Annotated in this window: 12 protein-coding genes; 8 read left to right on the plus strand and 4 right to left on the minus strand. The window is 64.0% G+C overall.

Going from position 1 to position 13,681, the window contains the following annotated elements:
• Positions 1 to 7: 7 nt before the first annotated feature.
• Together pnp and GL284_RS13410 are read left to right on the plus strand one after the other, a co-directional pair.
• Complete coding sequence (pnp, locus tag GL284_RS13405) at positions 8 to 2,149, plus strand: polyribonucleotide nucleotidyltransferase (RefSeq protein ID WP_155045144.1); 2,142 nt, start codon at positions 8 to 10, stop codon at positions 2,147 to 2,149.
• A 216-nt stretch (positions 2,150 to 2,365) separates the two neighbouring features.
• Positions 2,366 to 3,358, plus strand: a complete 993-nt coding sequence (locus GL284_RS13410; RefSeq protein ID WP_196216776.1) for an acyltransferase family protein — start codon at positions 2,366 to 2,368, stop codon at positions 3,356 to 3,358.
• A gap of 18 nt (positions 3,359 to 3,376) precedes the next feature.
• On the opposite strand, the gene GL284_RS13415 is transcribed toward GL284_RS13410, so the two are convergent.
• A complete protein-coding gene (locus tag GL284_RS13415) occupies positions 3,377 to 4,039 on the minus strand; it encodes a peroxiredoxin (protein ID WP_155045146.1) in 663 nt (220 codons plus the stop codon).
• 177 nt (positions 4,040 to 4,216) lie between these two features.
• On the opposite strand from GL284_RS13415, the gene GL284_RS13420 reads away from it, so the two are divergent.
• From GL284_RS13420 to GL284_RS13445, 6 genes are all read left to right on the plus strand, one after another.
• The gene (locus GL284_RS13420; protein ID WP_155045147.1) at positions 4,217 to 5,668 is read left to right on the plus strand and encodes an aldehyde dehydrogenase family protein; all 1,452 of its coding nucleotides are present in this window, start codon (positions 4,217 to 4,219) and stop codon (positions 5,666 to 5,668) included.
• Positions 5,669 to 5,770: 102 nt separating this feature from the next.
• Positions 5,771 to 6,670: a sugar kinase gene (locus GL284_RS13425; protein ID WP_155045148.1), complete on the plus strand. Its 900-nt coding sequence runs from the start codon at positions 5,771 to 5,773 to the stop codon at positions 6,668 to 6,670.
• Between the two features lie 125 nt (positions 6,671 to 6,795).
• Entirely contained in the window at positions 6,796 to 7,839 is a 1,044-nt protein-coding gene (locus GL284_RS13430; protein ID WP_155045149.1) for an ABC transporter ATP-binding protein, read from the plus strand.
• A 77-nt stretch (positions 7,840 to 7,916) separates the two neighbouring features.
• Positions 7,917 to 9,227, plus strand: coding sequence for an ABC transporter substrate-binding protein (locus GL284_RS13435; RefSeq protein ID WP_155045150.1), 1,311 nt, complete (start codon positions 7,917 to 7,919; stop codon positions 9,225 to 9,227).
• A gap of 52 nt (positions 9,228 to 9,279) precedes the next feature.
• Positions 9,280 to 10,206: a carbohydrate ABC transporter permease gene (locus GL284_RS13440; RefSeq protein WP_155045151.1), complete on the plus strand. Its 927-nt coding sequence runs from the start codon at positions 9,280 to 9,282 to the stop codon at positions 10,204 to 10,206.
• Positions 10,206 to 11,084, plus strand: a complete 879-nt coding sequence (locus GL284_RS13445; RefSeq protein ID WP_230383068.1) for a carbohydrate ABC transporter permease — start codon at positions 10,206 to 10,208, stop codon at positions 11,082 to 11,084. Before GL284_RS13440 ends, GL284_RS13445 begins: the two co-directional genes overlap by 1 nt.
• Positions 11,085 to 11,232: 148 nt before the next feature.
• Here GL284_RS13445 and GL284_RS13450 read toward each other — a convergent pair whose 3' ends face one another.
• The 3 genes from GL284_RS13450 to denD are packed head-to-tail and all read right to left on the minus strand — an operon-like array spanning position 11,233 to position 13,678.
• Complete coding sequence (locus GL284_RS13450; protein WP_155045153.1) at positions 11,233 to 11,967, minus strand: SDR family oxidoreductase; 735 nt, start codon at positions 11,965 to 11,967, stop codon at positions 11,233 to 11,235.
• A 21-nt stretch (positions 11,968 to 11,988) separates the two neighbouring features.
• On the minus strand, positions 11,989 to 12,717 hold the full coding sequence (locus GL284_RS13455) for a GntR family transcriptional regulator (RefSeq protein ID WP_155045154.1): 729 nt from the start codon (positions 12,715 to 12,717) through the stop codon (positions 11,989 to 11,991).
• Positions 12,710 to 13,678, minus strand: a complete 969-nt coding sequence (denD, locus tag GL284_RS13460; protein ID WP_155045155.1) for a D-erythronate dehydrogenase — start codon at positions 13,676 to 13,678, stop codon at positions 12,710 to 12,712. Before denD ends, GL284_RS13455 begins: the two co-directional genes overlap by 8 nt.
• Positions 13,679 to 13,681: the final 3 nt, after the last annotated feature.

A 13,681-nucleotide genomic window follows, 5' to 3' on the forward strand; every position in this document is an offset into this window, starting at 1 on the left:
AAATCAGATGTTTGATGAAGTGAAGAAATCAATCCAGTGGGGCCAAGAAACCCTGACGCTGGAAACGGGCAAGGTTGCCCGTCAGGCTGACGGCTCGGTCATCGCCACCTTGGGCGAAACCAGCGTCATGGCCAATGTCACTTTCGCCAAAGAACCCAAGCCCGGTCAGGACTTCTTCCCGCTGACCGTGCATTATCAGGAAAAATACTATGCCGCCGGCAAGATCCCCGGTGGCTTCTTCAAGCGCGAGGCGCGCCCGACCGAGAAAGAGACGCTGACCGCGCGTCTGATCGACCGTCCCTGCCGCCCGCTGTTTGCCGCAGGCTTCAAGAACGAAGTTCTGGTCATGTGCACCGTGCTGTCGCACGATCTGGTGAACGATCCCGATATCGTCGCCATGATCGCGGCATCGGCGGCGCTGACGATTTCGGGCGTGCCGTTCATGGGCCCGATCGGCGCCGCGCGCGTCGGTTTCGTCAATGGCGAATATGTCCTGAACCCGGAAGTGGCCGATATGGACCACCTGCGCTCGAACCCCGAGCAGCGGCTGGATCTGGTCGTCGCGGGCACCAAGGACGCCGTGATGATGGTCGAATCGGAAGCCTATGAGCTGACCGAGGAAGAAATGCTGGGCGCCGTGAAATTCGGCCATGACGCCATGCAGCCGGTGATCGACCTGATCATCGATCTGGCGGAAGCCGCGGCGAAAGAGCCCTTCAACTTCCAGTCGCCCGATTACAGCGCGCTGTTTGGCCGCGTGAAGACGCTGGGCGAAGCCCAGATGCGCGCCGCCTATGCCCTGCGCGACAAGGGTGAGCGTCACGACGGTATCGAGGCGGCGAAAGCCACCATCAAGGCCGGTCTGACCGAAGAAGAACTGGCCGACGCCAATCTGGGTTCGGCGCTGAAAAAGCTGGAATCGGGCATTCTGCGCGGTGACATCATCAACGGCGGCGCCCGCATCGACGGTCGCGACAACAAGACCGTCCGCGCGATCGACAGCGAAGTGGGCGTGCTGCCGCGCACCCATGGTTCGTCGCTGTTCACGCGTGGCGAAACGCAGGCGCTGGTCGTGACCACGCTGGGCACCGGCGATGACGAACAGATCATCGACGCGCTGCACGGCAACAGCCGCAGCAACTTCCTGCTGCATTACAACTTTCCGCCCTATTCGGTCGGCGAGGTTGGCCGCGTCGGTTCGCCCGGTCGTCGTGAAATCGGCCATGGCAAGCTGGCATGGCGCGCGCTGCAGGCGGTTCTGCCTGCGCCGACCGACTTCCCCTATACCATCCGCGTCGTGTCCGAGATCACCGAATCCAACGGCTCGTCCTCGATGGCATCGGTCTGCGGCGGCTCGCTGGCGATGATGGATGCGGGCGTTCCGCTGAAAGCCCCGGTCGCGGGCGTCGCCATGGGCCTGATCCTTGAGGATGATGGCAAATGGGCGGTGCTGACCGACATTCTGGGTGACGAAGACCACCTTGGCGACATGGACTTCAAGGTGGCCGGGACCGCTGCGGGCATCACCTCGTTGCAGATGGACATCAAGGTTGCCGGCATCACGCCCGCGATCATGGAGCAGGCTCTGGCGCAGGCCAAAGACGGCCGGATGCACATCCTTGACGAGATGTCGCACGCTCTGACCGAAGGCCGCCGCGAATTCAGCGCCCATGCCCCGCGCATCGAGACGATGACCATCCCGACCGACAAGATCCGTGAAGTGATCGGCTCGGGCGGCAAGGTCATCCGCGAGATCGTGGAGACCTCGGGTGCCAAGGTCGACATCAACGACGACGGCGTCATCAAGATCGCTTCGGCCAATGCCGATTCGATCAAGAAGGCCTATGACATGATCTATTCGATCGTGGCCGAACCCGAAGAGGGCAAGGTCTATACCGGCAAGGTCGTGAAGCTGGTCGATTTCGGCGCCTTCGTGAACTTCTTCGGCAAGCGCGATGGTCTGGTGCATGTATCGCAAATCGCGAACAAGCGTCTGAACCATCCCAATGAGCTGCTGAAAGAAGGCCAAGAGGTCAAGGTCAAGCTTCTGGGCTTTGACGACCGTGGCAAGGTTCGCCTTGGCATGAAGATGGTCGATCAGGAAACCGGCGAGGAAGTCGCCCCCGAAGCCAAGGCCGACGCCGAATAATCGCGGCTTTCGCCTGAAGATCTGGGCCGGTCCGGGGGATGCTCCGGGCCGGCCCTTTCCGTTTGATCGGCCATTGCTTCATCGGCCGCTGATCGGCGGGGCATGTGATGACGGATGCGGCAGTGCAGCGCGATTACGCCGCAAGGCGGCATCGGCGGTTGACCTTGACGCACGATGGGCGACAATGAAGGCGCATTTAATAATTTTAACGGTCCCATGTATTACAACATTCAGTTGCTGCGCGGCATTGCCGCCTGCATGGTCGTCCTGTTCCATGTGGTGCTTTGGCTGCCCCAGCCCGCAGCCGGGGCCGAGCCTGTGATCTATCAGATCTTTCACAGCTGGGGCAAAAGCGGGGTCGATCTGTTCTTCGTGATCTCGGGCTTTGTCATCATGACATCGCAGATGCGCAAGCCGCGTCCTGTCGGGACATTCCTGCGCGACCGCGCCTTGCGGATCCTTCCCTTGTATTGGCTGGTCACGCTGGTCTTTGCCGCGCTGCTGCTGGCGCTGCCGCAGCTTGCGGGCAACCAGCCCGACCTGACCCCCGCGCGGCTGCTGCAATCGCTGGGCATGGTGCATTTCCTGCTGACCGGGCAATTCCCCGTGGTCTTCGTCGGCTGGACGCTGGAATACGAGGCGCTGTTCTATCTGCTGTTCGCCATCGGCATGGCGTTTCTGCCGCTGCGCTATCTGCCGCTGGCCTTGGGGGCGGTGCTGGCCGCAATCTATCTGGCGGGCGGGGTCGAGGCGCGGGTCATTCAATTCGCCATGGGCATGATGATCGCGCAATTGCGGCTGCGCACCGACCATCTGCCCTTTGCTTGGCCCTTGCTGCTGGCGGGGCTTGCGGTGTTTCTGGGCTCGATCCGCTGGCCCAATGACGATCTGCGGCTGCTTCTTTGGGGCATTCCCTCGGTGATGATCGTGACGGCGCTGGTGTTTCTGCCGCAGATCAGGAACCGGCTGGCGAATTATCTGGGCAATGCGTCCTATGCCATCTATCTGGTGCAGCCGCTGGCGATTCCAGTCGGCGTCAAGCTGACGGCGGCCCTTGCTGGCCATGCAGGTTTTACCGCGCAGGCGCTTCTGGTCAGCAGCATGGCAGTGATCGGGGGCTGTCTGACGCACAGCTTTGTCGAAAAGCCGATGAACGCGCTGCTGCGCCGTCCCCGGCGGGTTCCGGCCCCGGCAGGGGTCGCGCCCTGACAGCGCGACCCCCGGCCTTCACGAATGCTTGGGATCCTTGGCAAAGCGCAGATAGGGCAGCTTCTTGTCCAGCGGCCCGTATTTCGCCTCGGCGGCGGCGTCGTCCAGCGCCAGCGCCACGATCACATCCTGACCGGGCACCCAGTTCGCAGGCGTTGCCAGCGGCACGCCGTCGGTTTCCTGCACCGCATCCAGCGCCCGCAGGATTTCCGCGAAGTTGCGGCCCACCGACATCGGATAGGTCATGGTCAGCCGCACCTTCTTGTCCGGCCCGATGATGAAGACGGTCCGCACCGTCGCCGAATGGGCCGGGGTGCGGCCCTCGGTCGGCAGATAGTAATCTGCGGGCAGCATGTCATAGGCCTTGGCCACGGTCAGATCGGTGTCGTCGATCATCGGGAAATTCGCCGGAGCGCCGCCGAACTTTTCGATATCGGCTTTCCATTTGCCGTGATCCTCGACCGAATCGACAGAGACGCCGATGACCTTGGTGTTGCGCTTGTCGAATTCGGCGGCCAATTGGGCGACTGCGCCGAATTCCGTGGTGCATACCGGCGTGAAGTCACGCGGATGCGAGAACAGGATGGCATAGCTGCCGCCCAGCCAATCGTGGAAGCTGATCCGACCCTCGGTCGAATTGGCGGTGAAATCCGGAGCGATATCGTTGATGCGCAGGGACATATCCCGGTCCTTTCGGTTGCTTCGCATCTGGCAACATAATGATCCGCAGCGCCAATCCAAGCACGACTTGATGACTCGTCTATAAATTCTTCGCCGCAGCGCAGCAGCAAGATGCCCTTGCGGACTGCCATACCGGGTGCCACGTTATGGCCATCCATATGCACAGAGGGGGCAAAGATGTCCGAACTTGCCGATAAGCGGAAATTCTACATCAATGGGAAATGGGTCGATCCGGTCCAACCCAATGACCTTGACGTGCTGGACCCCTCGACCGAGGAAGCGGTTGCCGTGATCTCGCTGGGCGGGCAGGCCGATACGGATGCGGCGGTGGCTGCGGCCAAGGCGGCCTTCCCGGCATGGTCGACCACGCCACCGGCGGAACGGCTGGCCTATGTCGAAAAGATTTTGGCCATCTATCAGCGCCGTGCGCCGGACATGGCGGCAGCCATCACCAGCGAAATGGGCGCGCCGCAGGACATGTCGCTGGAGGATCAGGTCGGTGTCGGGTCCAGCCACATCCAGACCTTCATCGATTCCTTCCGCGATTTCGAATTCATCCGCCCCTTGGGCGCCCATGCCCCGACCACCATGGTCGCATGGGAGCCGATCGGCGTCGTCGGCCTGATCACGCCGTGGAACTGGCCGATGAACCAGGTCACGCTGAAGGTGATCCCGGCGATTCTGGCGGGCAATACGGTGGTGCTGAAACCGTCCGAGATCGCGCCGCTCTCCTCGGTCGTCTGGTCCGAGATCGTGGACGAGGCCGGGCTGCCCGCGGGCGTCTACAACATGGTCAATGGCGACGGGCCGGGCGTCGGCACGCAGCTTTCCACGCATCCCGATGTCGAGATGATCAGCTTCACCGGCTCGACCCGCGCGGGCATCGCCATCACCAAGGCGGCGGCGGATACCGTGAAGAAGGTGGCGCTGGAGCTGGGTGGCAAGGGCGCGAACCTTGTCTTTGCCGATGCCGATGAAAAGGCGGTCGAGCGTGGAGTGCGGCATGTGTTCTATAACTCGGGCCAGTCCTGCAACGCGCCGACGCGGATGCTGGTCGAGCGGTCCTTCTATGACAAGGCCGTGGAAAAGGCCCGTCAGGTGGCCGAGGAAACCGCCGTCGCGACCGGGCATCAGCCGGGCGCGCATATCGGTCCGGTGGTCAGCAAGGTGCAATGGGACAAGATCCAGGATCTGATCCAGACCGGCGTCGACGAAGGCGCGCGGCTGGTCGCGGGCGGCCCCGGCCTGCCGGAAGGCGTCAATCGCGGCTATTTTGTGCGTCCGACCGTCTTTGCCGATGTCACCAACGACATGACCATCGCCAAGCAGGAAATCTTTGGCCCGGTCCTGTCGATCATGCCCTTTGACAGCGAAGAAGAGGCTGTCGGCATTGCCAATGACACGATCTATGGCCTGACCAACTATGTCCAGACGCAGGACGGTGCCCGCCGCAACCGGCTGGCGCGTCAGCTGCGCGCGGGCATGGTGGAAACCAACGGCCAGCGTCGCGGCGCGGGGTCGGCCTTCGGGGGCGTCAAGGCCTCGGGGCGGGCGCGGGAAGGCGGCGTCTGGGGGATCGAGGAATTCATGGACAGCAAGCAGATCAGCGGCTGGGACGTGGACGCCTGATCGCTGCGACATGGGGAAGGGGGCCGCCACCGCGCGGCCCCTTTTCATTCCCGCCGATACCGCTAACCTGCCGCGAACTGAAAAATGGGGGAGGGGGCTGCGATGCGGGTCGTATCTGTCGGCGAATGTATGGTCGAACTTTCGGGTGCGGGGCAGGGGTTGTGGCGTCAGGCATTCGCGGGCGACACGTTCAACACCGCGTGGTATCTGCGCGCTCTGATGCCTGCCGCGGCGCAGGTGGATTATCTAACCTGCGTGGGCCGCGACGGGATTTCGCAGGCGATGATGGATTTCATCGCGGGCGCGGGCATCGGCACCGATTGCATCACGCGCCATCCGACCCGCGCGCCGGGGCTTTACATGATCGACCTGAAGGACGGCGAACGCAGCTTCACCTATTGGCGCGACGCCTCGGCCGCGCGCTGTCTGGCCGATGACGTGGACCATCTGGCGCGCTGCTTTCTGGGCGCCGATCTGATCTATTTCTCGGGGATCACGCTGGCCATCCTGTCGCCGGACCGGCGCGAGGCTTTGCTGGCCGCGCTGAAGGCGGCGGATGCGCGGGTGGCCTTCGACAGCAACATGCGGCTGCGCCTGTGGTCCGGTCAGGCCGAGATGTGCGACTGGATCGCGCGGGCCGCGACCGTGGCCGACATCGCGCTGCCCAGCTTTGAAGAGGAAGGCCAGTTCTTCGGCGACGCCACCCCGCGCGCGACCGCCCAGCGTTACCTGAACGCCGGCACGACCGAGGTGTTGGTCAAGAATGGCGGCGACGACATGCTGGGGCATCTGGACGGCGCATGGCTGGATCTGCCCTGCGGCGCGCGGGTGCAGCCGGTCGATACGACCGGCGCGGGCGACAGCTTCAACGGCGGTTACCTGTCGGCGCGTCTGGCCGGGCTGGACATGGCCGCAGCCGCGGCGCGCGGCCATGCGACGGCGGCGCGCGTCGTCATGCAACCCGGCGCGCTGATTGCCGCTGACCTGCTGGCGGGGAAATAGCGTATACATTGACGGCGACATTTTGTCCCCGGCATAATTCGCGATTTATCAGATAATTTTCTTGATTGGCGGTGCCATTCCTGCCAGCGTGACGAACAATGGATACCTTTGGGAGGAGGGATCGCATGGCCTCGGTCACTATCCGCGATGTGCGGAAGTCCTATGGCGCGGTCGAGGTGATGCACGGCGTCTCGGTCGATATCGACGAGGGCGAATTCGTCGTGCTGGTCGGCCCGTCCGGTTGCGGGAAATCAACGCTGTTGCGGATGCTGGCGGGGCTTGAGCATATCACCTCGGGCGATATCCTGATCGGGGACAAGGTGGTCAACACGCTGCCGCCCAAGGATCGCGACATCGCGATGGTGTTTCAGAACTATGCGCTGTACCCGCATCTGACCGTCGCCGAGAACATGGGCTTTTCGCTGAAGCTGAAAGGCAGCTCGCGGGCCGAGATCGAAACCAAGGTCAAGCCCGCCGCCGATATTCTGGGTCTGGCGCATCTTCTGGACCGCTATCCGCGCCAGCTTTCGGGCGGGCAGCGTCAGCGCGTCGCCATGGGCCGCGCCATCGTGCGCGATCCGCAGGTGTTTCTGTTCGATGAGCCGCTGTCGAACCTTGACGCCAAGCTGCGCGTGACCATGCGCACGGAAATCAAGAACCTGCATCAGCGGCTGAAGACCACGACCGTCTATGTCACGCATGACCAGATCGAAGCCATGACCATGGCCGACAAGATCGTGGTGATGCATGACGGGCGCGTCGAACAGATCGGCACCCCGCTGGAGCTTTACGACCGGCCCGCCAACCTTTTCGTCGCGGGGTTCATCGGCAGCCCCTCGATGAACATGCTGAAAGGGCAGGCGCAGGGTGGCGCCTTCACCGCAGGCGATCAGCGCCTGCCGGTTGCCCGCGCGCCGCAATCCCGCGACCTGATCTATGGCGTCCGCCCCGAAGCGATCACGCTGGGCGGCGACATTCCCTTGACCATCGAAACGCTGGAGCCGACGGGGGCCGAAACCTATGTCGTCGGCCGCATCGCGGGCCAGCCCGTCACCTGCGTCTTCCGCGACCGCCTGACGGCGGGGCCGGGCGATGTGGTGCAGGTCACCATCGACCCCACCTCGGTGCATCTCTTCGATGCGACCAGCGGGGTGCGCCTGACGGATTGACGATTTCCCGCGCCTGTCGCGGGGCGGAATGGCCGACGCAAGGACCGGCCGCATTGCACTTTGGGAGGAGTTCAGCAATGTCCATCGACCGCAGAAGACTGCTTCAAGGGGGCGCTGTCGTCGCAGCAGCCGCCATGCTGCCCACGCCGTTCCTGCGCCGCGCCAGCGCGCAGGCGGCCATGACCTTTACCCCCGAAGAGGGCGCAAGCCTGCGCCTGCTGCGCTGGGTGCCCTTTGTCGTCGGCGAGGAGCAGGCCTGGAACGACAATACCAAGGCCTTTACCGAAGCCACCGGCGTTCAGGTCCGCATCGATCAGGAAAGCTGGGAAGACGTGCGCCCCAAGGCCGCGGTCGCAGCGAATGTGGGCTCGGGGCCGGATATGGTCATGAGCTGGTTCGATGACCCGTTCCAATATCCCGACAAGCTGGTCGATGTGACCGATCTGTGCACCATGCTGGGCGAAAAGAACGGCGGCTGGTTCGACGGTCTGCGCGGCTATGGCGAACAGGATGGCAAATTCATCTCGACGCCGCTTTGCGCCATCGGCAACGCGGTCTGCTATCGCGACAGCCATGTGAAGGCGGCAGGCTTCGACACCTTCCCGACCACGACCGACGACTTCCTGAAGCTGTGCACCGCGCTGAAGGAAAAGGGCACGCCCGCGGGCTTTCCCTTCGGCAAGGCCGTGGGCGATGGCAGTAACTTCGTCCACTGGATGCTGTGGAGCCATGGCGGCCAGACCGTCACCGAAGCGGGCGAGGTCGCGATCAACAGCCCCGAAACCGTCGCCGCCATCGAATATGCCAAGGCGCTTTACGCGACCTTCATTCCCGGCACGGAAAGCTGGCTGGACATCAACAACAACCGCGCCTTCCTGTCGGGCGACATCTCGCTGACCGCCAATGGCGTGTCGCTGTATTACGCCGCGATGAAGGATGACGCGACCAAGGAACTGGCCGCCGATATCCGCACGGCGGTTCTGCCCATCGGGCCGGTCGGCAAGTCGATCGAACTGCATCAGGCCTCGACCATCTCGATCTTCCAGCACTGCAAATTCCCGAATGCCGCCAAGGCCTATCTGGAATGGATGTATCAGCCCGATCAGATGAATGCGTGGATCCAGGGGGCCAGCGCCTATTGCTGCCCGGCGCTCAAGGATTTCGTCAACAACCCGGTCTGGACCAGCAACCCCATCCACGAGCCTTACTCCAAGGCCTCGGCCTCGCTCAGGCCGAATGGCTATGCCGCGCCCTTGGGGCCGGCATCGGCGGGCGTCATGGCGGATTACGTTCTTGTGGACATGTTCGCCGAGGCCGTCACGGGCCAGCGCTCGACCGAAGACGCCATCCGCAACGCCGAGCGTCGCATCGCGCGCTATTACCGCTGATCGGGCGGGGGCCATCGCGCCCCCACCCCCTTGCCCCCGACCGGAGCGCGCCATGCCACCTGTCCCCGAACCCCGCGCCTCGTTCTGGCGGCGCTTCACCGAAAGCCGCAACGGGCTGGGCTTTCTGTTCATGCTGCCCGCCGCGGCGTTTCTGCTGTGCTTTCTGACCTATCCGCTTGGGCTGGGCGTCTGGCTGGGCTTCACCGATGCCCGCATCGGACGGCCGGGCGAATGGATCGGGCTGGAAAACTATCTGTGGCTGGCCGAGGATCCGGTCTTCTGGCTCTCGGTCTTCAACACGCTGTTCTATACCTTCGTGGCCTCGGTGCTGAAATTCGGGCTGGGGCTGTGGCTCGCGCTGCTGTTGAACCGCCACCTGCCGTTCAAGAACCTGTTCCGGGCCATCATCCTGCTGCCATGGGTGGTGCCCACGGTGTTGTCGGCGCTGGCCTTCTGGTGGATCTTCGACAGCCAGTTCTCGATCATCAGCTGGGTGCTGATGAAATGGGGCATCATCAGCCAGCCGATCAACTTTCTGGGCGATCCGTGGAATGCGCGGCTGTCGGTGATGGCGGCGAATGTCTGGCGCGGCATCCCCTTCGTGGCGATCTCGCTGCTGGCGGGGCTGCAGACCATCCCGCAATCGCTGAATGAGGCGGCGGCCATCGACGGCGCAACGCCCTGGCAACGCTTCACCAAGGTGACGCTGCCGCTGCTGACGCCGATCATCGCGGTGGTCATGACCTTTTCGGTTCTGTTCACCTTCACCGACTTCCAGCTGATCTATGTGCTGACGCGCGGCGGGCCGGTGAACGCGACGCATCTGATGGCCACCCTGTCCTTCCAGCGCGCCATTCCCGGCGGTCAACTGGGCGAAGGCGCCGCGATCGCGGTGGCGATGATCCCCTTCCTGCTGGCGGCGATCCTGTTCAGCTTCTTCGGCCTGCAACGGCGCAAATGGCAACAAGGAGGCGACTGATGGCCCAGACCGTCACCGACGACAATGCGGGACTCGATCAGTTTGAAAGCCGCCGCCGCCGTCTTTTTCTGGTGTGGCTGCCGCTGGCCTGCTTCATCTTCGTTCTGCTGTTCCCGTTCTACTGGATGGCGATCACAGCGGTAAAGCCGAACAGCCAGCTGACCGATTACCAGAACCACAGCCCGTTCTGGGTGGTGGGGCCGACGCTGCAGCACATGAAATATCTGCTGTTCGAGACCTCTTATCCCGGCTGGCTGTGGAACACGCTGATCGTGGCGGTGGCCTCCACCTTCCTGTCGCTGGCGGCCTCGGTCTTCGCGGCCTATGCCATCGAGCGGCTGCGCTTCCGGGGCGCGCGGGTCACGGGCCTGCTGATCTTTCTGGCCTATCTGGTGCCGCCCTCGATCCTCTTCATCCCGCTTTCGGTCATCGTGTTTCAGGTCGGCATCTTCGACAGCCGGCTGGCGCTGATCCTGACCTATCCGACCTTCCTGATCCCGTTCTGCACCTGGCTGCTCATGGGCTATTTCCGCTCGATCCCCTATGAGCTCGAGGAATCGGCCCTTGTCGACGGGGCCACGCGCTGGCAGATCCTGACCAAGATCGTGCTGCCGCTGGCAGTGCCGGGGCTGATCTCGGCGGGCATCTTCGCCTTCACGCTCAGCTGGAACGAATTCATCTATGCGCTGACCTTCATCAGCTCATCGGAAAACAAGACGATCCCGGTGGGCGTGCTGACGGAACTGGTGCGCGGCGATGTCTATGAATGGGGCGCCTTGATGAGCGGGGCACTTCTCGGCTCGCTGCCCGTGGTCATCCTCTATTCCTTCTTCGTCGATTACTACGTCAGCTCGATGACGGGCGCGGTCAAGGAATGACATGCCAAAGGGGCGGGCCATCCAGACCCGCCCCTTCGGCGCCGCGCCTGCCTGACGGCGCGGCCTGCCTCTTCTTCGTTCCGAAAAATACTCCGGGGGAATCCCGGCACGGGATGGGGGCAGAGCCCCCTTCTTCCGCAGCCATTCGTCAATAGGTCGCGCGCCCGCCGGAAATGTCGAACACCGCCCCGGTCGAAAACGCGCAATCCTCGGATGCCAGCCACGCCACCAGCGCGGCCGCCTCGGCGGGCTCCAGAAAACGGTTCATCGGGATCTTGGCCAGCATATAGTCGATATGTTCCTGCGTCATCTGGTCAAAGATCGGCGTGCGCGCGGCGGCGGGTGTGATGGCATTGACCAGAACGCCGGTCCCGGCCAGTTCCTTGCCCAGCGATTTCGTCAGCGCGATCAGCCCGGCCTTCGATGCGGAATAATGCGCCGCATTCGGATTGCCCTCCTTGGCCGCGATCGAGGCGACGTTGACGATCCGCCCATAGCCGCGTTCGATCATGCCGGGGATCAACGCCCGGCAGGCGACATAGGGGGCGTTCAGATTGACCTCGATCACCTGCCGCCAGACAGTCGGGGCCAGATCCCATGTCTTGCCATTGCCGCCGGTGATGCCGGCATTGTTGATCAGAATATCCACCGGACCGGCGGCTGCGGCTGCCGCGTCGATCTGGGCATCCTCGGCCAGCTCGACCGCGCGGGCGCTGGCCTGCGGTCCCAGCGCCTCGGCGGCGCGGGCTGCCGCGTCGCCGTCGCGGTCCCAGATGATGACGCGCGCGCCGCTGTCGATGAAGCGCTGCGCCACGGCATAGCCGATGCCCTGCGCCGCGCCGGTCACGACGGCAAGCCGCCCGTTCAGGTCTATCTTGTTCATGAATCCCCTCCCAGAAAGATGTCAGGCAAAGCCGCTGCTGCCCAGAGACCGCGCCAGCAGATCAAGCTGCTGGGCATCGGCGCGGTCGCGATGCGCGTGATGGCGCGCGCGGGTCAAGGCCCGGTCGCCCGCCTTGATCGCCTGCAGGATGCCGCGATGTTCGATATCGGATTGCACCGGCGACGGGCGCAAGGGCAGGATCATCATCCGCGCCCGGTATTGCTGGCCCCATGTCGCGCTCAGCGCGTCCTGCAGCCGGGCATTGTCGCACAGCGCCACGATCTGGGAATGAAACTCGTCATCCAGATCGGCCCAGCGGGCAAGGTCATGCGCCAGCGTCGCGGCCTCGGTCTCATCCAGCAGACGGTCCAGCGCGCGGGCCTCATCCGCCGACAGGCCGCGCGCGGCGACCAGTTCGAAGGCCCGGACCTCCAGCGCGGAAAACACGTTCAGGATATGGTTGAAATCCTGCAAGGACAGCGGCTTGACCGTCACGCCATGGCGCGGGCGGACATCGACCAGCCCCTCTTCCTCCAGCTTGATGACCGCCTCGCGCACGGGGGTGCGCGACAAGGACAACAACCCGGCAAGCTCGGTCTCCAGCAGGGTGGTGCCGGGCGCAAGCCGCCCCGTCATGATGCGATAGCGCAGGTCATGATAGGCGCGGTCGCGGGCGGCCATGTCCCCCAGACCCTGAAGGCTGGGCGCGGCACGCCACGCGCGGGGCAGCTTGCGCGAGGCGTCAGGCATTGGCCATGTCGCGGATATGGGCGCGGATGATGGACGGGAAATCCGCATCCGCCTTGAAGCCCACCGACAGCGCCCGCGCCGGATCGAAGTCGCGCGGCCAGCCCGCCACGATGCCGCGGATGGTGTCATTCGGCACGCGCCTCACATGCGCCACGGCCCCGTCGCCCGAAACCTCGCGCAGCGCGGCCAGCACCTCGGCGATGGTCAGCGACAGGCCCGGCATGGTCAGGCAGCGCCGCGCGCCAAGCGGCGCGGTGTCCATGGTCGCCGCATGCAGCAGGAAGCCCACGGCGGCGTCCGGGCTGGCGAACCAATGGCGCACATCGTCATCGACCGGCAATTCGGCATCCAGCCCGGCCAGCGGCTCGCGGATGATGCCCGAGAAGAAGCCCGAGGCCGCCTTGTTCGGCTTGCCCGGACGCACCACGATCGTCGGCAGCCGGATGCCGATGCCGTCGAAGATGCCCTTGCGGGAATAATCGTTCAGCAGCAACTCGCCGATCATCTTCTGCGCGCCATAGCTGGTCATCGGCGCGGTGATGAAGGTGTCGGTGATCTTCTCCTCGAACGGCGCGCCAAAGACCGCGATGGACGAGGTATAGACCACGCGCGGGTGATAATCGGCCTGCGCGCGGATCGCTTCGAAGATATGGCGCGTGCCGTCAAGATTGATGGCATAGCCCTTGTCGAAATCCGCTTCGGCCTCGCCCGAGACGATGGCGGCAAGGTGAAAGATCACGTCGGGACGCTGGGCGATCAGCCCATCGACGGTGGCGCGGTCCGACACATCGCCGGACTGCACTGTGACCTGCACGCGGTCGGTTGAAGAAAGATCCGCGGGAACCACGTCGAATGCTGTCAATGCATCCACGGGGTTGCCACCCAGCGTGCCGGTCTTCAGGATCTCAAGCGCCAGTCTGCGCCCAACCATGCCTGCGGCACCGATAATCAACAGCTTCAAGTC

It is taken from the genome of Paracoccus shanxieyensis (assembly GCF_009711265.1).
Classification (GTDB): domain Bacteria; phylum Pseudomonadota; class Alphaproteobacteria; order Rhodobacterales; family Rhodobacteraceae; genus Paracoccus; species Paracoccus shanxieyensis.

Excerpts from the sequence above, each read along its gene's own strand:
- pnp (WP_155045144.1), top strand. The coding sequence starts at position 8 with ATGTTTGATGAAGTGAAGAAATCAATCCAGTGGGGCCAAGAAACCCTG.
- GL284_RS13410 (WP_196216776.1), top strand. The coding sequence starts at position 2,366 with ATGTATTACAACATTCAGTTGCTGCGCGGCATTGCCGCCTGCATGGTC.
- GL284_RS13415 (WP_155045146.1), bottom strand. The coding sequence starts at position 4,039 with ATGTCCCTGCGCATCAACGATATCGCTCCGGATTTCACCGCCAATTCG.
- GL284_RS13420 (WP_155045147.1), top strand. The coding sequence starts at position 4,217 with ATGTCCGAACTTGCCGATAAGCGGAAATTCTACATCAATGGGAAATGG.
- GL284_RS13425 (WP_155045148.1), top strand. The coding sequence starts at position 5,771 with ATGCGGGTCGTATCTGTCGGCGAATGTATGGTCGAACTTTCGGGTGCG.
- GL284_RS13430 (WP_155045149.1), top strand. The coding sequence starts at position 6,796 with ATGGCCTCGGTCACTATCCGCGATGTGCGGAAGTCCTATGGCGCGGTC.
- GL284_RS13435 (WP_155045150.1), top strand. The coding sequence starts at position 7,917 with ATGTCCATCGACCGCAGAAGACTGCTTCAAGGGGGCGCTGTCGTCGCA.
- GL284_RS13440 (WP_155045151.1), top strand. The coding sequence starts at position 9,280 with ATGCCACCTGTCCCCGAACCCCGCGCCTCGTTCTGGCGGCGCTTCACC.
- GL284_RS13445 (WP_230383068.1), top strand. The coding sequence starts at position 10,206 with ATGGCCCAGACCGTCACCGACGACAATGCGGGACTCGATCAGTTTGAA.
- GL284_RS13450 (WP_155045153.1), bottom strand. The coding sequence starts at position 11,967 with ATGAACAAGATAGACCTGAACGGGCGGCTTGCCGTCGTGACCGGCGCG.
- GL284_RS13455 (WP_155045154.1), bottom strand. The coding sequence starts at position 12,717 with ATGCCTGACGCCTCGCGCAAGCTGCCCCGCGCGTGGCGTGCCGCGCCC.